Genomic DNA, 17,973 nt, shown 5'->3' with positions numbered 1-17,973 from the left:
ATATGGCCGAGTCGTGGCGAATGTCGGCTGAACCGGGCTGTCAGCAGATTGTAAGAATCACGGCCGCGCCGTCGCTGGTTCAGCGGGCTCGCGCGGCTGGTCCGCCTGATAGCCCAGCGACGCGTGGCCGCGCACCGGCCCGGCGATGTCCGCGACCAGATACAGCGGCCGCCGCTTCGATTCGATGTAGAGCCGCCCGAGATATTCGCCGATCATGCCCAGCACGAACATCTGCGCCGCGCTCAGCACGGTCACCACCAGCATCGTGGAGGTCCAGCCCTGCACCGGGCTGCCCTCGAAATAGCCCCAGGCGATGTAGACGAGCAGCAGCAGCGACGCCCCCGCGAGCGCGACCGAGGCATGGCTGGCGAAGCGCAGCGGCGCGGTGGAGAAGCCCGTCACCGCATCGAACGCCAGCCGCAGCATCTTCGACAGCGGATAGTTGGTCTCGCCCGCGTGCCGCTCGGCGCGGTCATAGGGGAACGGCACCTGCCGGAAGCCGACCCACGCCACCATCCCGCGAATGAAGCGCGCCTGCTCCGGCAGCGACAGGAAGGCGTCGAGCGCGCGGCGCGTCATCAGGCGGAAGTCGCCGGTGTCGAGCGGGATCGCCGTATCGGTGACGCGATCGAGCACGCGATAGAAAGCGGAGGCGGTGGCCTTCTTGAACAGGGTCTCGCCCTCGCGCCTGCGGCGCACGGCATAGACCACGTCGGCGCCCTCGCGCTTCATCGTCTCGCGCATGTCGGCAAGCAATTCCGGCGGGTCCTGCAAATCCGCGTCGAGGATCAGGATCTGCTCGCCCGCGCACAGGTCCAGCCCGGCGGTGAGCGCGAGCTGATGGCCGTGGTTGCGCGACAGGTTGATCGCCACCACGCGCGGATCGGCCGCCGACAGCCGCTGCATGATCGCCCAGCTATCGTCGCGCGATCCGTCGTTGACGAGCACGATCTCATGATCGTCGCCCACCACCGCGCGCACGGCGGCGGAAACGCGCTGATGCAGCAGCGGCAATGTTGCCGCCTCGTTGTAGCAGGGGATGACGACGGAAAGCTGGGGACGATACATGGCGGCCCCTTATCGGCTAGCCGGGCGGAAATCACCAGATTGTTGACGCGCGAGGAAGGTGGGGACGCTGGCTTCCACCGCGCGTCCCCACCCCGCCTCACGCCGCCGCGCGGGCGCGTTCCTCCACGATCCGCTCCAGGATGGTCAGCGGCATCGCGCCGGCGTGGAGGATGTCGTGGAAGTCCTTCTCGTTGAACTTCGCGCCCTGGATCGCCATCGCCTTCTCCCGCGCGCGCACCCAGGCGGCATGGCCGACCTTGTAGCTGCACGCCTGCCCCGGTTGGGTGCAATACCGTTCCACCTCGCGCTGCGAGCGCGGCTGCGCGAAGCCGACCGTCCGCACCATATAGTCGGTGGCCTTCTCGCGGGTCCATTTCTTGGTGTGGATGCCCGTGTCGATCACCAGCCGCGCGGCGCGGAACAGGTAGCTCTGGAGGAAGCCGGCGCGGTCCAGCGGTGTGGCATAGCCACCCACCTCGTCCGCCAGCTTCTCGGCATAGAGCGCCCAGCCTTCCGAATAGGCGTTGAAGAAGGCGAGCTTGCGCAGCAACGGCGTCCTGGCCTGCTGCGCGATGGTGAGTTGCAGGTGATGGCCCGGCACGCCCTCGTGATAGGTCAGGCTGGGCAGCGAATATTTCGGCCAGTCGCCGACGCTCTTGAGGTTGATCCAGTAGATCGCCGGGCGGGAGCCGTCGAGCGCGGCGAGATAGTAATAGCCGTTCGACGCGCCGTCCTGGATCTCCACCGGCACGCGCCGGATCTCGAGCGGGGCATTGGGCGGATTGTTGACCAATTGCCCCAACTTCGCCGTCATGCCGGCGACGCCGGCGTTGAGGTCGCGGATCAGTTGCTCGCGCCCCGCGTCGGTATCGGGATAGAGCTGGTCCGGGCGGACGTTGAGCACATTGAGCCGGTCCGCAACCGAGCCTTGCGTCAGCCCGTTGGCCTTGAGGATCGTTTCCAGCTCGGCGGTGATCGACGCGACCTGATCCAGCCCCATGCGATGCACTTCGTCGGGCGTGAATTTGGTGGTCGTCGCCTCGGCCAGCGCGGCGGCGTAGATTTCCTCGCCCCTCGGCACCGCCCACAGGCCATCGTCGGTGCGGCCATGCGCGCGCAATTCCCGGATCAGCGCGATCTGCCGGTCGAGCGCGGGATAGACCTGCTTCTCGACGATCGCGCTGGCCCTCGCCTGCCAGTCGCCGGGGATATTCGCCTTCGCCGCGCGCGTGACGAGCGATTGCGTCAGGCCATTCTCCGCCGCCGACGGATCGCGCAGCTTCGCCATCTGACCCAGCGTCAGGTCGAGCGACCAGCCCGGCGCGACATAGCCCCGCGCGGCCTGCGTCTTCTGCTCGGCCGTGTCGTTGTCCAGCGAAGTCGCCATCGCCGCGAGACGATCGAGATAGGCCGCACAATCCTCCGCATTGGTGATGGTATGCGAGGAATTGAGGAAATCCGGCGTCTCGAAATAGCTGCCGCCCTGCTGGAAGATCAGATACGGCCGCTGCACCGAATCCAGCCCGAAGCGATCCTGCGGGATGGCCTGCGCGTTGAGCGAATAGAGCACCACCTCGCGATCGAGCTTCGCGGTGGGCGACAGCGTATCCGGCGCGACGGCGGTGATGTCCGCGATCGCCTGCTTCAGCATGCGCTGAAGCCTGACGCGGCCGGCGGCGGAATTGTCCTCCAGCCGGTGCTTCAGCGGCGCGTTGGCGCCCTTGTCCATGCCGAGCACCGTGGCGAGCGACGGCATCTCGGGAAGCATGCCGGTCATCACCCGGTCGAACGTGGCGTTGAGTTTCGCATCGCCCGCCGCGGCCTGCGCGCGCACCGCGCCGGACATGAGCGCCAGCGCGGATGCCGCGCTGGAGGAAGCAAGGAATGTACGACGATCCATCTGTTGCAAGCCCCTTTTATCTGGGAGATGGTTCATCGTAGCGCGGCGCGCGGGTGTGACAACTCAATAATACACTTGCGCGCCCGGCGGTCAGTTGGCGTTCCCCGATCCGGCAAGCGCGTTGTCGTACCAATTGACCAGATCGCGCCGCATGGCGTGCAGCGCCTCCGGGTTCAGATAGGCCATGTGGCCGGCGGGATAATAAGTGAACGACAGGTTCTTCACCTGCGCCGGCTCCAGCATCATGTGGCCGAGATCGTATTCGGTGCCAAAGAAGGGCGTCGCCATGTCGAACCAGCCGTTCATCGACAGCACCTTGAGATAGGGATTCTCGCGCATCGCGGCGGCGAGATCGACGGCGGTGTTCGGGTTGTTCTGCTGCGACGCGAAGCCGCCGCCCGGCGCCTTGTGCTTCCAGTTCCACTCGAATCCCGCCGCGTCGCGCGCGGACAGGCGATACTGCATGTCCGTCTTGTAGCCGAGCGTGTTGGTCAGATAATCGTGGAAGGTGCCGATGAACGCGCCCGAGATCGCATCCGACGAGGCATCGGATTCCGGCCGCTCGCCCGCCGCATCGGTGTCGATGCCGACGTAGCGCGCGTCGAACCGGCCGATCCGCTCGCGTTTGTCGCGCAGCAATTCCTTCTGGAAGCGCGGCAGGTCGATGCGCAGATTGGCGCGCTTGATGAACTCCGGCGACAGGCCGATGAGCTGGCTCATCCGGTTCGCGACCTGATCGCGCTCGGCATCCGGGATCGACTGCCCCTTGGCCAGCGCCGAGGCATAGGGACCGACCGCGAAGGCGCGCGCCTGTTCGACGATCGTCGCCACGTCCGCCGGGCGATTGGCGATGCGGTTGTGATACCAGGCCGCCGCCGCGAAGCTCGGCAGGTAGTTGAGATAGACCTGATCCAGCCCCGGCTGGCGATAGCCGTAGTTCATGATCGAGGACAGCAGCACCACGCCGTTCAGCGCCATGCCGCGATCCTGAAGCTGATAGGCGAGCGCGCCCGAACGGGTCGTGCCGTAGCTTTCGCCGAAGATGAACTTCGGGCTGTTCCAGCGGCCGTTCTTGGTGACGTAGCGGATGATCGCACGGGCGAAAGCGTCGACATCCTCGTCCACGCCGTAGAAATGGCTCGGCTTGGTCTCGCCCAGCGCGCGCGAATAGCCCGCGCCCATCGCGTCGAGGAACACCATGTCGGTCTTGTCGAGCAGGGTATCCGGGTTCGGCCCGAAATCGAACGGCGCGGGGCGCATGAACACCGGGTCGCCCGTGCGCAGTCGCACCGGCGCGAACGAGCCCATGTGCAACCAGAAGGTCGGGCTGCCGGGGCCGCCGTTATAGAAGAAGGTGATCGGCCGCTTCGTCCCCGGCTTGGTGCCGTCGAGCGTATAGGCGGTGTAGAACATCGATCCGGTCGGCTTCCCTTCCGCGTCGCGGATCGTCAGCGTGCCGGCGGTCGCGGTATAGGCGAGCGTCCGCCCCGCGACCGCGACATTACCCTTCGAGCGTTCCTCCCGCTCCTGCACCGGGGCGTTGGCATAGGCGGCCTCGACCTCCTGCTTCGTCAGTTCGGCATTGGAGACGAGGGCGCCCTTCCCCGCCTTTTCCGCCGGCCGGGCGTCCTGCGCGGCGACCGCGACGGAGGTGGTGGCGAGAAGAATGGCAATGGTGCGCGCCAGCATGGCGAGGCTCCCCTTTTGTTTTTCCGGATATGTGATGGCGGTTTATTCGCCGAGCATCCGAAGGATCGCAAGCCGTTTCGGCAAAAGGCGTCTAGACGCGTTCCGCGCCCGCCACCGCGTCGGCCGCGCGCAGCCCGGCGAGCAGGCGCATCAACTGGTGCGCGTCATGCACCTCCACGTCGATCGTGTTGGTGTGGATGCCGGTATCGCGGTTGTCGAGCCGCAGGTTGATGATGTTGGCCTTGTGCTGGCCGATGATCGTCGCGATCACGCCGAGCGCCCCCGGCTCGTTGCGCACCTCTACCGAGATGCGCGCCACCGCGCCCTGCGTCTTCTGCCCCCATTGCACGTCGATCCAGTCAGTTTCCTCGTCCGATCGCTCGGCAAGTTCGGCCAGCGTCGCGCAATCGATCTTGTGGACCTCGATCGACGCATCCGGCCGCCGCAGCCCGACGATGCGGTCGCCCGGCACTGGATGGCAGCAGGTGGCAAGCTCATAGGCGACGCCCGGCGCCAGCCCCTCGATCGAGATGGCGGAGGATTGCGGCGGCGCATGCGCCACGTCCGCCCCGGCGGAACCTGGCATCAGCGCCTCCATCACCTGCGCGTCGGTCAGCGTGCGGCGGGCGATCGCGGTCATGAGCTGGACTTCATCCGCCAGCTTGAGCCGCTTCACCCCCTCCTCCAGCGCCCCGGCCGCGAGCGGCGCCGGCAGGCGCGCGACGATGTCGTCGTAGAGCTTGCGGCCCAGCGCCACGATCTGCTCGCGCTCGACCAGCCGCAGGTGGCGGCGGATCGCGGCCAGCGCCTTGCCGGTGATCGCGAAGTTCAGCCAGTTCGCCTGCGGCGTCTGCGCCTTGGAGCGCAGCACCTGCACCTGGTCGCCGTTGTGGATCTCGGTGCGCAGCGGCACGACCCGGCCGTTGATCTTCGCGCCCACCGCCTGGTCGCCGAGATCGGTGTGGACGGCATAGGCGAAGTCGATCGGCGTCGCCCCCTTGGGAAGCTGGATCAGCTCGCCCTTCGGCGTGAAGGCGAAGATGCGATCCTGATACATCGCCATGCGCGTATGCTCGAGCAGTTCCTCGGGCGTCTCGGCATTGTCGAGGATCTCGACCAGATCGGCGATCCAGTTCTGCTGCGTCTCCGGCCGGACGTTCATGTCCTGCTTGTAGGCCCAGTGCGCGGCGAGGCCGTATTCGGCCTCTGCGTGCATCTCCCCGGTGCGGATCTGGATTTCGACGCGCTGGTTCTCCGCGTGCATGATCGTGGTGTGCAGCGAACGATAGCCGTTGCGCTTGGGCGTCGAGATATAATCCTTGAACCGCCCCGGCACCGCCGGCCAGCGGCGATGGATATGGCCGAGCGCGGTATAGCAATCCTCCACCGTGGGAACGATCGCGCGGAACGCCATGATGTCGGATAGCTGCTCGAAGCTGATGTGACGCTCCTGCATCTTGCGCCAGATCGAATAGGGATGCTTCTCGCGCCCCGAAATCTCCGCCTGGATACCGTGGCGCGAGAGCAGCAGCTTGAGGCCGGAGCCGATCTTGGAGATGCGGTCCCCGCCGCCCGCCTTGAGCTGCTCCAGCCGCCTGGTGATCGACTCATACGCTTCCGGCTCGAGCTGCTGGAAGGCGAGCGTCTGCATCTCCTTCATGAACTCGTACATGCCGATCCGCTCGGCGAGCGGGGCGTAGATGTCCATCGTCTCCTTCGCGATGCGGCGGCGCTTCTCCGGCTTCGCGATGTGATGGAGCGTGCGCATGTTGTGCAGCCGGTCGGCCAGCTTCACCAGCAGCACGCGGATATCGCCCGACATGGCGAGCAGGAACTTGCGCAGGTTCTCCGCCGCGCGCTCGTTCTCCGTCTGCGCCTCGATCTTGGAGAGCTTGGTCACGCCGTCGACCAGCCGCGCGACATTGTCGCCGAACAGGTGCTGGATCTGCTCCGAGGTGGCGACGGTGTCCTCGACCGTGTCGTGCAGGATCGCGGTGGCGATCGTCTCATCGTCGAGATGCAGCTCGGTCAGGATGCCGGCGACCTCGATCGGATGGCTGAAATAGGGGTCGCCCGACGCGCGCTTCTGCGTGCCGTGCGCGTTGACCGAGAACACATAGGCGCGGTTGAGCAGCGCCTCGTCGGCGTCCGGGTCGTAAGCGAGGACCCGATCGACCAGCTCATATTGTCTCAGCACCGGCGCACGATGGCGCGTTCGCCTATTGCTTTGCAACAAAAATGGTCCCTCCACCGCGCGGAGCGGCGAAAGGACCATCCCTTGTCGTCACGAAAACGGATCGAGCTTATCGCGGCTGGTTGGACGCGACCTTCGCCGCCGCGCCGCCCCTGGCCTTGGTGTTGCACTCGCCCAGCGCGGCCTCGTCGAACGCCTTGCCGGCGACCGTGAAAGCCGAAAGCGCGCCGACGTTGCGCGCCATCATCTGGCACGCCGCCATCTCGCGCAACGGCGCCTTCCCGGCGACATAGACGCCGTCGTGGAGATTCCACGGCGTCTCGCGGGTCATCACGACATCCTTCGTCGCGGTCGCGACGGGGGTGGCGACGAAATAGCCGCCGCTGGCCTGCGCCGAGGCGCCAGCCGAGGCAAGGAAAGCGGCCGAGGTGAGCATTGCGGCGATCATCGAGCGAATCATCATAGCCTCGCGAAAATAAGTTGCTGAACGCTACTTACATATTGCAGGTGCGAGTTGCAATTGGCAATTGATATTTTTGTTCGATGCCACGCCCGGCTCGTTTAGGATGGCCGGAAACAAGGAGCACCCGATTGGAGAAGTTGCGCGAGCGCCTGACCGAATGCAGCCTTCCGGCCGCGCTCGAAACGATGGGCGAGCGTTGGGCGTTCCTGATTTTACGCGCCGCTTTCAATGGCTTGCAGCATTTCGAGGAATTTCAGTCGGAACTCGGCATCGCGCGCAACATCCTCGCCAACCGGCTTGCGCGCTTCGTCGAGCATGGAATCATGGAACGCCAGTCGCTGCCGGAGGATCGCCGCAAGATCCAATATTGCCTGACCGAAAAGGGCCATGCGCTGCTGCCGACCATGGTTGCGCTGCGGCAATGGGGCGAGCGATGGGAGACCGGCGTGCCGGCCTTCCCGATCCTGGTCGACTCGCGCGACAACCGTCCGGTGCAGCAGGTCGCCGTGCTCAGCCACGACGGCCGCGTGCTGGCCAAGGGCGATCTCCACTGGGCGTTGCCGGGCGACGTCGTCACCGGCGGCGGCGCGGATATCGCCCACGCGGCGGAATGACCCGCCGGCGCCGCGAGGCGTAGCGCCTACTTCCTGATTAGTCCGATCTCTACCAGCCGCTCGTGCAGGTAATCATGCGCGGTGATCGGCGTCGGATAACGGTTCGGGTTGCCGGCGGTGATGCAGCCGGGCAACGTCTCGATCAGGAAATCCGGCGCGGGATGCAGGAAGAACGGCATCGAATAGCGCGAATGTCCGCGCCGCTCGGGCGGCGGGTTGACGACGCGGTGGGTGGTCGACGGCAGGACATGGTTGGTCAGCCGCTGGAGCATGTCGCCGACGTTGACGACCATCGCACCCTCCGGCGGCTTGATCGCCAGCCACCGCCCCGAATCGCGATCGAGCAGTTCCAGCCCCGCCTCCTCCGCGCCGAGCAGCAGGGTGATGAGGTTGATGTCCTCATGCGCCCCTGCCCGCACGCCCTCCGCGTCGGCCGGGATCGGTGGATAATGCAGCAGGCGCAGCACGCTGTTGCCGTCCGTGACCGCGCGATCGAACCAGTCAGGCTCCAATTCGAGGTGCCGGGCGATCGCGGAGAGCAACCGGTCGCCCGCGTGGTCGAACGCGGTGAACAGCTCGAGGAACGTCTCGCGGAACCCCGCCGGCCGCGCCGGCCAGATGTTCGGCGCCATGTCCGCCGCGAAGCGGTGCCCGGCGGGAAGCTCGCGGCCGATATGCCAGAATTCCTTGAGATCGACGTGCCTGGCGTCCTTGGCGATCTCGGTCTTGAACGGCGTATAGCCGCGCGCGCCGCCGCCACCCGCGACGAAATAGCCGCGCTTCTCCGCGTCGGGCAGCGCGAACAGCGCCTCCGTCTCGCGCCACGCGCGGTCGATCAGGTCGCGCGGGATGCCGTGATCGGCGACGATCGCGAAGCCGAACCGCTCGAACGAGCCGCCCAGCGCGGCGGCGAAGGCGATCGGGTCGGTTGCCTGGTCGTTCAGGCTGAGCGTCGGCACCTTGGCCAGCGGGGTATCGAGCATCTGTGCGGTCCGTGAATTGGAAACGACCGGCATAGCCCCTCCCCCGATGCTCCGCCAGTCGCCAGGGGGTGACTTGCGCGGCTCCCGCCGGTAACGGGCGCTGCATGGCAGCATCGTCACCTCAGGACACGCCGCGCGGCGCGCCGATCCCGTTCGGCGAGTTCGTGGCGCTCGTCGCGGCGCTGATGGCGATGGGCGCGCTCGGCATCGACACGATGCTGCCCGCCCTGCCGGATATCGGCCGCTCGCTGCACGTCGCCAGCCCCAACAATCACCAGTTCGTCATCACCATTTTCGGCATCGGCTTCGGCGCGGGGCAGATATTCCACGGGCCGCTGGTCGATCGCTACGGCCGGCGGCGGATGCTGATCGGGGCGCTGGCGGCCTATGCGCTGATGAACGTGCTGGCGGCGGTGTCGGCGAGCTTCCCGCTGCTGCTCGCCTCGCGCTTCGTCGGTGGGGTGGCGATCGCCGGGGCGCGCGTCGCGACCGTGGCGATGGTGCGCGATTGCTATGCCGGGCGGGCGATGGCGCAGATCATGTCGCTCGCCGTGATGGTGTTCATGGCGGTGCCGATCATCGCCCCTGCCTTCGGCACCGCGATCCTGCTGATCGGAACGTGGCGGACGATGTTCTGGATCGTCGCCGGGCTGGCGCTGCTGGTGATGGCCTGGGTGGCGACGCGGATGCCGGAGACGATGCTGCCGGAGGACCGCCACGACATCCGCGTCGCGACGATCCTCGCCGGCTGGCGCGCCACCTTCGCCGATCGCTATTCGCTCGGCTACACGCTGGCCACGACGGGGTTGACCGCCGCGCTCTACGGCTATCTCGGCTCGATCGAGCCGATCATGGCGATCACCTTCGGCTCGCCGAAGCTGCTGATGGTGATCTTCGCCACCAGCGCGGGGACGATGCTGGTGGCGAACCTGTTCAACGCGCGGCTGGTGATGCGGCTCGGCACGCGGCGGATCAGCCACAGCGCGATCTGCGTGATGATCCTGTGCACCGCGCTGCACCTCGCCATCGCCACGACCGGGCATGAGACGGTGACGGTCTTCGCCACGCTCCAGGCGATCACCCTGGGCTGCTTCGCGCTTTCCAGCTCCAATTTCTCCGCCATGGCGATGGAGAAGATGGGGCATATCGCGGGCATGGCGTCCAGCGTGCAGGGCTTCGTCAGCCTCACCTTCGGCTCCGCGATCGGCTCGCTGATCGGCCATGCGTTCGACGGGACGACGATGCCGCTGACCGCCGGCTTCCTGATCGCGGCGCTGCTCGCGCTGGCGCTCGCCGCGATCACCGAGCACGGGCGACTGTTCAAGCCGATCGCCTGACGCTCCTTTCCGGGAACCGCCCGGCCCGATGCGGGTTCGAGGGAAATGGAAAGAGAGGAGATGGCGATGGGTGGACATCAGGTGCCGGGGCTCGGCTCGGGCGACGACGGCTATGACGAGGACGGCTATGACGAGAGCCAGCGCGCCGAAATCCTCGAGGTGACGCGCGAGGGGCCGAGCGACGGGACGATCATCACCGATCTCGCGCCGGACGTGGACCTCGATCTGGACCCGGACGAGGACGGCCTCAATATCGCCGATAGCGAGGAAAAACCGCGCCGCTGAGATTGCGCGGATTCTGAACCGGTGTATCGCTCCACCGCGACGGGCGGGCGGCGATCGGCGCCGCCACCCGCCGGCTGGGGATGCCGATGCCGACGATCGCGCTGCTTATCCTTTCCAACTGCTTCATGACCACCGCCTGGTACTGGCACCTGAAGGGCGGGATGACGAAGCCGCTGCCGCTGGTGATCCTGATAAGCTGGGGCATCGCGCTGGCCGAATATTGCCTCGCCGTGCCCGCCAACCGCATCGGCTATGCCCACGGCTGGACCGGCGGGCAGCTCAAGGTGACGCAGGAGGTCATCACGCTCGCGGTGTTCGCCGTGTTCGCGGTGACGGTGCTGGGCGAGCCGCTCGGCTGGCGCCACGCGGGCGCGTTCCTCTGCCTGATCGGCGCGGTGGTGTTCATGTTCGCCGGCCGCGCCTGAACGCGCCGGCTTATCCCAGGATCGGCATCCACATCGGCTCGCCGACGAGGCTCTGCGAACCGCGCAGCCGTTCCAGCGCGGCGGCGATGGCGGATTCGGGCGCCTCGTGGGTGACGATCGCGACCAATGCGCTGCCGTCGGGGTTGGCGCCGCGCTGGATCAGGCTTTCGATCGAGACGCCCGCGTCGCGCATCGCCGCCGCGATCTCGGCCAGCACGCCGATGCGGTCCGCGACCATGAAGCGCAGATAGGCCCGCCCGCGCCGCGAACCGGTATCCGCCGCGTTCGCCGCCGTCAGCGCCGCCGCCGGCATCGCGAAGGGCGGCCCCGCCTCGCCGCGCGCTATGTCGATCAGGTCGGCGATCACCGCGCTGGCGGTCGGCCCGTCGCCCGCGCCGGCGCCCTGGAACAGCAGCCGGCCGACGAAATTGCCCTCCGCCACCACCGCATTGGTCGATCCGGTGACATGGGCGAGCGGATGATCCTGCGGCACGAGCTGCGGCTGGACGCGCTGGAACAGCCCGCCCGCGCCAAGCTCCGCCTGACCGATCAGCCGGATGCGATAGCCGAGCGCCGCCGCTTCCGCGATATCCCCCGCGATCACCTGGCGGATGCCGCGAATGGCGACATCCTCGAACGCCGGCCGCGTTCCGAAGGCGAGGCTGGCGAGGATCGACAATTTGTGCGCCGCGTCCACGCCGTCGATGTCGAAGCTGGGATCGGCCTCCGCATAGCCGAGCGCCTGCGCCTCGGCGAGCACCTCGCCGAAATCGCGGCCCTCGGCCTCCATCTTGGAGAGGATGAAGTTGCAGGTGCCGTTGAGGATGCCCTGCACCCGCGCGATCTCGTTCGCCGCGGCGCCCTCGCGCAGCCCCTTGATGACCGGGATGCCGCCCGCCACCGCCGCCTCGAACTTCAGCGGCACGCCGGCCTTCTCCGCCGCCTCGGCCAGCTCCAGCCCGTGATGCGCGAGCATCGCCTTGTTGGCGGTGACGAACGCCTTGCCCTTGCCGAGCGTCGCGCGGGCCAGCGCCAGCGCCGGGCCGTCCGCCCCGCCGACTAGCTCCACCACCACGTCCGCGCCCGCGTCGGCCAGCGCCACCGTGTCGTCGACCCATGCGAAACCGGAGATATCGACGCCGCGATCCTTGCCGCGATCGCGCGCGGAGACGGCGACCACCTCGATCGCGCGGCCGGCGCGGCGCTCGATCAGCGCGCGATTGGCCTCCAGCACGCGGATCACGCCCGATCCGACCGTACCCAGCCCCGCCAACGCCACGCGCAACGCTTCCGCCATGTCGATTCCCTATCCAATGGTCGCGCGCGCTCTTGGGCCACGAAGCGGGCCGGGACAAGTGGGATGGCTTCCCCATGCCGTGCCGCGCCGCTACTGATCGCCGATGACCACCCCTTCCGACGCGCAGCGCACCGGCGTTGCCGAACTCACCGTCCGCGGCATCCTGCTCGGCGGGATCATCACCCTGCTGTTCACGGCGGCGAACGTCTATCTCGGCCTCAAGGTGGGGCTGACCTTCGCCACCTCGATCCCGGCGGCGGTGATCTCGATGGCGGTGCTGCGCGCCTTTCCCGACAGCTCGATCCTCGAGAACAACATCGTCCAGACGATCGCCAGCGCGGCGGGAACGCTGGCGGCGATCATCTTCGTGCTGCCCGGCCTCGTGATGATCGGCTGGTGGTACGGTTTCCCGTTCGTCACCACCGCCGCGATCACCGCGACCGGCGGCATCCTCGGCGTGATGTTCTCGGTGCCGCTGCGCCGCGCGCTGGTGGTGGATACCGACCTGCCCTATCCCGAAGGTCGCGCGGCCGCCGAGGTGCTGGAGGTCGGCTCCGCCGCGCGCGACGGCGGGGCGGAGAGCGCCAAGGGCCTCAAGGTGCTGATCTGGGGCAGCCTCGCCTCCGCCGGCTTCGCATTGCTCACCCAGATGAAGCTGGCGGCGGCGGAGGCGGCGCGCTGGTTCCGCGTCGGCGCGGGCGCGACCGGGATTTCGGGCGGGCTGTCGTTCGCGCTGCTTGGCGTCGGGCATCTCGTCGGCCTGTCGGTCGGCATGGCGCAGCTCGTCGGCATGGCGACCGGCTGGTGGGTGCTGCTCCCCTTCCTCACCGCGCGTAGCGGCAAGGGCGGCGGCGCGGAGGAACTGGCCAACGCCGTGTTCCGCGCCGACGTGCGCTTCTTCGGCGCGGGCGTGATCGGCGTCGCGGCGGTGTGGACGCTGGTGAAGATCGCGCGGCCGGTGGTCGGCGGCGTCGCCTCCGCGCTCGCCGCGAGCCGCGCGCGGCGCGGCGGCGCGGTGCTGGCGCTGACCGAACGCGACCTGCCGATCGGGATCGTCGGCCTCGTCTCGCTCGCCATGCTGGCGCCGATCGGCATCCTGCTGTGGAGCGTTCTCCAAGGCGGACCGCTCGCCGCGTCGGGCGTGGTGCTGATCGGCGGGGCGTTGCTGTTCGTGCTGGTGATCGGCCTGCTGATCGCGGCGGTGTGCGGATACATGGCCGGGCTGATCGGCGCGTCCAATTCGCCCGTCTCCGCGATCGGCATCCTCTCGATCCTCGCCGCCTCGCTGATGCTGGTGGCACTGTTCGGGCGCGACACGCCGCCGGACACCGCGCAGGCGCTGATCGCCTATGCGCTGATCGTCACCGGCATCGTCTTCGGCGTGGCGACGATCTCGAACGACAATCTGCAAGACCTAAAGACCGGCCAGCTCGTCGGCGCGACGCCGTGGAAGCAGCAGGTGGCGCTGGTGATCGGCGTATGCTTCGGCGCGCTGGTGGTGCCGATCGTGATGGACCTGCTCAACACCGCCTTCGGCTTCGCCGGCGCGCCCGGCGCGGGGCCGCAGGCGCTCGCCGCGCCGCAGGCCGGGCTGATCTCCGCGCTGGCGAAGGGCGTGCTGGGCGGCGACCTCAACTGGCCGATGCTGCGCTGGGGCGCGCTCGCCGGCGTCGCCTTCGTCGTGCTGGATGAGGCGCTCGGCCGCGCGAGGCTGCTGCGCCTGCCGCCGCTGGCGATCGGCATCGGCATCTACCTCCCGATGGCGGTGATCCTGCCGGTGACGGTCGGCTCGGTGCTCGGCTGGTTCTACGATCGCTGGTCTGAACGGCGCGTCGACGTGGAGGACGCGAAGCGACTCGGCGTGCTGCTCGCCACCGGGATGATCGTGGGCGAGAGCCTGTTCGGCGTGGTCTTCGCGGGCATCGTAGCGGCGACCAACAGCGATTCGCCGCTGGCGGTGACGGGCGATGGCTTCGCGCCCGCCGCATTGATCGGCGGGACGGCGCTGTTCGTCGCGCTCGTCTGGTGGCTGTACCGCCGAACGCGCGGGCTGGTCACATCACCGCCAGCAAATCCTTGATATCGACGAAGGCGAAACCCACCGAGCTGTCCGCGATGCCATAGGGCATGAACAGCATGTCGCCGTGCTTCATCGCCCCGCAGGTATAGACGACGTTCGGCACATAGCCCTCGCGGTCCTGATCGGCGGCGGCGAGGATCGGGGCCTTTGTGCGGCCGATCACCTTCGACGGGTCGCGCTTGTCGAGCAGCGCAGCGCCGATCGAATATTTGCGCATCGCCCCCACCCCGTGCGTGAGCAGCAGCCAGCCCTCGTCCAGCTCGATCGGCGCGCCGCAATTGCCGATCTGGACGAACTCCCACGGCTGGTCCGGCTTGAGGATAAGCTCTCCGTCGTCCCAGTGGGTGAGATCGTCGGTCTTGAGCAGGTAGAGGTTCTCCCCGTCCTGCCGCCCGATCGCCATATAGGCGCCGTCGACGCGGCGCGGGAACAGCGCGATCCCCTTGTTGTGCGAGGCCGTGCCGGTCATCGGCACGAGATCGAACGAGCGGAAATCGCGCGTCCGCATCAACTCGGACTGGATCGTCGAGCCGTTATAGGCGGTATAGGTGCCGAGCCACTCCGGCTCGCCGTCGTCATGCATGAACCTGACGAGCCGCAAATCCTCCAGCCCCTTCGACTGCGCCTCGGTGATCGGGAAGATCACCGTGCCGGAAAGCGTCGAATCGCGGTGACGCACCACCGTCACGGGGCCGGTCGGCGCCTGTTCCTCGTTGATGCCTTCCGCGTCGGCCGCGGTGGCGAACGGAGGCTCGGGCGCCAGCTTCAGCCGGCGGTCGGAGGTGATGATCCCCTCGCGGAACGCGACGGAGGAAATATGCCCCTCCCCCACCGCGCGCAGCGACATCACGATGCGCTGCGATCCCTTGGGCATGCCCGACTGATCGGGATGCGGCACGGCGCTGGGATTCATCAGCGCGGCGGCGGCATAGCTGTATTCGTGGCAGAAATAGGCGCCGATGAGCTGGCGCTTCACGTCGCCGATGCGGCTGCCGTCCAGCCCGTGCTGCGCCGCGATCCGGTCATAGCGGGTCATGAACACGCGCCGCGTCTGCCAGTGCCGTGCCTCGAAATCCTTGAGCACGGTCTCGAGCTGCGCGCTCGCCTCCGCCTCCGTCATGTCGAGCACTTCGCTGATCAGCCGCTGCGACCGGCTGACGCCCGACCCGTTCGATTGCCAGCCGAGATGGAACGGCCGCACGACGACGCGCGAGGGATCGGCGTGCAGCCGCAATCGGTGGTTGAATATCTCCAAAGCCCGCCTCGCCGTGCCGTCAATCGGTGCGCGCGCCGCCCGTCAGGCGGCAGCGCGTCCCTGACCTGCCACGGCAGTGCCCGCTTTTGAAAGCCTTGAAATCGCGCAGGATGCGAGTTGCAGCGCGAGAATCGACTCCGCGCCCTGATTGCGATTGAGCCCGGTCGGCATCAGCCCGTCGAAACAGCCGCCGTCCGGCGCAGTCGCGAGCGGCAGGTCGAGGTCGTTGCCGCCGAGATACCAGCGCCAGGCGCGTTGCGCCTCGGCGATCCATTTCGCGTCGCCGGTCGCGGCGAAAGCGGCGGAGCAGGCGTCGATCGTCGCCTGCGCCTCCAGCGGCTGCTGGTCGAACGGCAGCGGATCGGCATAGGCGCGGCCGAAGCTTTCGGTGCCGATCGCGCGGAAATGGCCGTCCGGCGCGGTCTGCATCGCGACGATCCAGTCGAGCGTCTCGATCCCGCAAGCGACCAGATCGTCACGGCCCAGCGCCAGCCCAGCGCGGATCAGCGCCTCCGGCAGCCGCGCGTTGTCATAGGCGAGGACGATCTCGAACCAGCGCCAGTCCGGCCGGCTGTTGCCGTCGAGCAGCGCGAGATGTTCGTCGGGGAACCGCTCCAGGATCGCGCGGGCGAGCTGGTTGCCGGGCGACGCCTCCAGCATCGCCGCCGCGCCGAGCATCGCGAACGCCTGCGCGCGCGGGCTGCCGAGCGCGAAGGCGAGGCTCGCGGTGTCGCCGAACAGCGCGGTGGCCCAGTCGCGATGCTTGCGCTCGCGCGCGTCCCGCGCGGTGACGCCCAATGCCCAGAGCGCGCGGCCGTTCGAATCCTCCGACCCCACTTCCTCGCACCATGTCCGGTCAAAGTTCATGAAGTTGCGGAACCGGCGCTTGTCCGGGTTCCACGCATATTGCACGAACGAGGCATAGACCGTCATCCAGCGATCCCGCACCACCGGATCGAGGCCGTCGATCGCGCTCATCAGCATCAGCGCGCGGGCATTGTCGTCGATGCAATAGCCGTGGCGGCGATCGGGCACGGAATAGATGCCGTGCTGGAGCATCCCGGTCGAATCGCTCATCCGCTCGACCGCGCCGATGTCAGGAGGGAGCAGGCGGTCGTCCTTGCCGCTTTTGGCCAGCCGCTTCGGGCGCGCGGCGACGATCGCGGCGATCTCCTCCATCGCGCGCTCGGCGAGTCGCGGCCAGATCATCGTGCGGCCGCGGGCATAGGCGCGCTCCGACAGGCGCGCGCGATCGCGATCGTTGCCGAGCAGCCGGTCGATCTCGCGCGCGAACGCCGCCGAATCGCGGAAATCGACCAGCACGCCATGGCCGTCCGCCAGTATCTCCGTCGCATGGACATAGGGCGTCGAGATCACCGCCTTGCCCACCCCCACCGCATAGCTGAGCGTCCCGCTCGTGATCTGGGCGGGGTTGAGATAGGGGGTGACGTAGATGTCGGCCGCCTGGAGGTAATCGATCAGCTCGTCATATTCGACGAAGGCGTCGATGAAGACCACGCTGTCCTCCACCCCCTTCGCCCGCGCCAGCGCCTTGAGCGAGTCGCGATATCGCTCGCCCTCGTGCGCGATCAGGTTGGGATGGGTCGCTCCGAGCACGACGTAGAGCGCGTCGGGGTGCCGCGCGACCACCTCCGGCATCGCCTCGATCACCGTCTCGATCCCCTTGCCGGGCGCGAGCAGGCCGAAGGTGAGCACCACCTTGCGCCCCTCCCAGCCGAAACGCGGCTTGAGCAGCGCGGGATCGGTCAGCACGCGATCGGGTACGCCGTGCGGGATCGTCACGACGATGCGCGGATCGGCGCCGTGGACGCGTTTCAATATCTCGCGCCCGCGCTCCGCCATCACGATCACGCGCGCCGCGCGGCGCAGCAGCCCCTCCATCACCGCGCGCTGCCGCTCGTCGGGCTTCTCCAGCACGGTATGCAGCGTGACGATCAGCGGCAGCGTGGTGCGATCAAGCAGCGCGAGGATATTCTCCCCCGCCTCGCCCCCGAAGATACCATATTCGTGCTGGAGCCAGATCGCCTGCACCCCCGATTGCTCGATCCGCCGCGCCGTCTCGATATAGGCGGCGCGGTCCTGCTCCGGGATCGTGCCGGTGACGGCGGGGGGATAGGCGTAGCTCCCCGGATGGTCGTCCATCGCATAGACGTCGACGCGCAGGTCCGGGAAGCGCTCGCGCAATGCGGCATAGGTGTCGGTGGTATAGGTCGCCAGCCCGCATTTGCGGGGCAGGAAATTACCAATCAGCGCAATGTGATTGACCGTATTCCGAACGCGCCTTTCCACCGCGACCTCACTCTCTTGTTGTTCAGGGTACCGGCGGGGCATCCGCCGCACGTCCTGTCAAACCGGCGAGACG

General features: G+C 67.8%; 13 protein-coding genes and 1 pseudogene. 5 read left to right on the top strand and 9 right to left on the bottom strand.

What is annotated here, in order from left to right:
• Positions 1–57 precede the first annotated feature (57 nt).
• The 5 genes from F9288_RS15195 to F9288_RS15175 form a co-directional block, all read right to left on the bottom strand.
• Positions 58–1,068: a glycosyltransferase family 2 protein gene (locus F9288_RS15195; protein WP_174837559.1), complete on the bottom strand. Its 1,011-nt coding sequence runs from the start codon at positions 1,066–1,068 to the stop codon at positions 58–60.
• A 97-nt stretch (positions 1,069–1,165) separates the two neighbouring features.
• Positions 1,166–2,968: a DUF885 family protein gene (locus F9288_RS15190; RefSeq protein WP_174837558.1), complete on the bottom strand. Its 1,803-nt coding sequence runs from the start codon at positions 2,966–2,968 to the stop codon at positions 1,166–1,168.
• A 90-nt stretch (positions 2,969–3,058) separates the two neighbouring features.
• Complete coding sequence (locus tag F9288_RS15185) at positions 3,059–4,657, bottom strand: S10 family peptidase (RefSeq protein WP_174837557.1); 1,599 nt, start codon at positions 4,655–4,657, stop codon at positions 3,059–3,061.
• 91 nt (positions 4,658–4,748) lie between these two features.
• Positions 4,749–6,854, bottom strand: a complete 2,106-nt coding sequence (locus tag F9288_RS15180) for a bifunctional (p)ppGpp synthetase/guanosine-3',5'-bis(diphosphate) 3'-pyrophosphohydrolase (protein ID WP_174837556.1) — start codon at positions 6,852–6,854, stop codon at positions 4,749–4,751.
• A gap of 106 nt (positions 6,855–6,960) precedes the next feature.
• Positions 6,961–7,299, bottom strand: coding sequence for a hypothetical protein (locus tag F9288_RS15175; RefSeq protein WP_174837555.1), 339 nt, complete (start codon positions 7,297–7,299; stop codon positions 6,961–6,963).
• A 200-nt stretch (positions 7,300–7,499) separates the two neighbouring features.
• Between F9288_RS15175 and F9288_RS15170 the strand changes: the two genes are divergently transcribed.
• Positions 7,500–7,928, top strand: coding sequence for a helix-turn-helix domain-containing protein (locus tag F9288_RS15170; RefSeq protein ID WP_254621209.1), 429 nt, complete (start codon positions 7,500–7,502; stop codon positions 7,926–7,928).
• Positions 7,929–7,954: 26 nt separating this feature from the next.
• On the opposite strand, the gene F9288_RS15165 is transcribed toward F9288_RS15170, so the two are convergent.
• On the bottom strand, positions 7,955–8,911 hold the full coding sequence (locus tag F9288_RS15165; protein WP_174837553.1) for an isopenicillin N synthase family oxygenase: 957 nt from the start codon (positions 8,909–8,911) through the stop codon (positions 7,955–7,957).
• A gap of 104 nt (positions 8,912–9,015) precedes the next feature.
• Here F9288_RS15165 and F9288_RS15160 point away from each other — a divergent pair, with 104 nt between their 5' ends.
• The 3 genes and pseudogenes from F9288_RS15160 to F9288_RS15150 all read left to right on the top strand — a co-directional run bounded on the left by F9288_RS15160 (position 9,016) and on the right by F9288_RS15150 (position 10,958).
• Positions 9,016–10,248: a multidrug effflux MFS transporter gene (locus F9288_RS15160; RefSeq protein WP_174837552.1), complete on the top strand. Its 1,233-nt coding sequence runs from the start codon at positions 9,016–9,018 to the stop codon at positions 10,246–10,248.
• Positions 10,249–10,314: 66 nt separating this feature from the next.
• Positions 10,315–10,464 (top strand): annotated as a pseudogene (locus F9288_RS15155) (DNA primase); the annotation flags it as partial.
• A gap of 155 nt (positions 10,465–10,619) precedes the next feature.
• Positions 10,620–10,958 carry a DMT family protein gene (locus tag F9288_RS15150; protein ID WP_174837551.1) on the top strand — a complete coding sequence of 113 codons (339 nt, stop codon included), beginning with the start codon at positions 10,620–10,622 and terminating at the stop codon, positions 10,956–10,958.
• 10 nt (positions 10,959–10,968) lie between these two features.
• Here F9288_RS15150 and F9288_RS15145 read toward each other — a convergent pair whose 3' ends face one another.
• Entirely contained in the window at positions 10,969–12,255 is a 1,287-nt protein-coding gene (locus F9288_RS15145) for a homoserine dehydrogenase (RefSeq protein ID WP_174837550.1), read from the bottom strand.
• Positions 12,256–12,358: 103 nt separating this feature from the next.
• On the opposite strand from F9288_RS15145, the gene F9288_RS15140 reads away from it, so the two are divergent.
• A complete protein-coding gene (locus tag F9288_RS15140) occupies positions 12,359–14,335 on the top strand; it encodes an OPT family oligopeptide transporter (protein ID WP_174837549.1) in 1,977 nt (658 codons plus the stop codon).
• On the opposite strand, the gene F9288_RS15135 is transcribed toward F9288_RS15140, so the two are convergent.
• A complete protein-coding gene (locus tag F9288_RS15135; RefSeq protein ID WP_174837548.1) occupies positions 14,310–15,590 on the bottom strand; it encodes a glycoside hydrolase family 130 protein in 1,281 nt (426 codons plus the stop codon). The genes F9288_RS15140 and F9288_RS15135 overlap by 26 nt on opposite strands.
• A gap of 42 nt (positions 15,591–15,632) precedes the next feature.
• Entirely contained in the window at positions 15,633–17,900 is a 2,268-nt protein-coding gene (locus F9288_RS15130) for a glycosyltransferase family 4 protein (RefSeq protein WP_254620905.1), read from the bottom strand.
• Between the last annotated feature and the right edge of the window lie 73 nt (positions 17,901–17,973).

It is taken from the genome of Sphingomonas sp. CL5.1 (assembly GCF_013344685.1).
GTDB lineage: Bacteria > Pseudomonadota > Alphaproteobacteria > Sphingomonadales > Sphingomonadaceae > Sphingomonas.
This window is presented reverse-complemented; position numbering and strand designations above follow the sequence as displayed.

Excerpts from the sequence above, each read along its gene's own strand:
- F9288_RS15195 (WP_174837559.1), bottom strand. The coding sequence starts at position 1,068 with ATGTATCGTCCCCAGCTTTCCGTCGTCATCCCCTGCTACAACGAGGCG.
- F9288_RS15170 (WP_254621209.1), top strand. The coding sequence starts at position 7,500 with ATGGGCGAGCGTTGGGCGTTCCTGATTTTACGCGCCGCTTTCAATGGC.
- F9288_RS15145 (WP_174837550.1), bottom strand. The coding sequence starts at position 12,255 with ATGGCGGAAGCGTTGCGCGTGGCGTTGGCGGGGCTGGGTACGGTCGGA.
- F9288_RS15190 (WP_174837558.1), bottom strand. The coding sequence starts at position 2,968 with ATGGATCGTCGTACATTCCTTGCTTCCTCCAGCGCGGCATCCGCGCTG.
- F9288_RS15140 (WP_174837549.1), top strand. The coding sequence starts at position 12,359 with ATGACCACCCCTTCCGACGCGCAGCGCACCGGCGTTGCCGAACTCACC.
- F9288_RS15160 (WP_174837552.1), top strand. The coding sequence starts at position 9,016 with ATGGCAGCATCGTCACCTCAGGACACGCCGCGCGGCGCGCCGATCCCG.
- F9288_RS15165 (WP_174837553.1), bottom strand. The coding sequence starts at position 8,911 with ATGCTCGATACCCCGCTGGCCAAGGTGCCGACGCTCAGCCTGAACGAC.
- F9288_RS15185 (WP_174837557.1), bottom strand. The coding sequence starts at position 4,657 with ATGCTGGCGCGCACCATTGCCATTCTTCTCGCCACCACCTCCGTCGCG.
- F9288_RS15175 (WP_174837555.1), bottom strand. The coding sequence starts at position 7,299 with ATGATCGCCGCAATGCTCACCTCGGCCGCTTTCCTTGCCTCGGCTGGC.
- F9288_RS15150 (WP_174837551.1), top strand. The coding sequence starts at position 10,620 with ATGCCGACGATCGCGCTGCTTATCCTTTCCAACTGCTTCATGACCACC.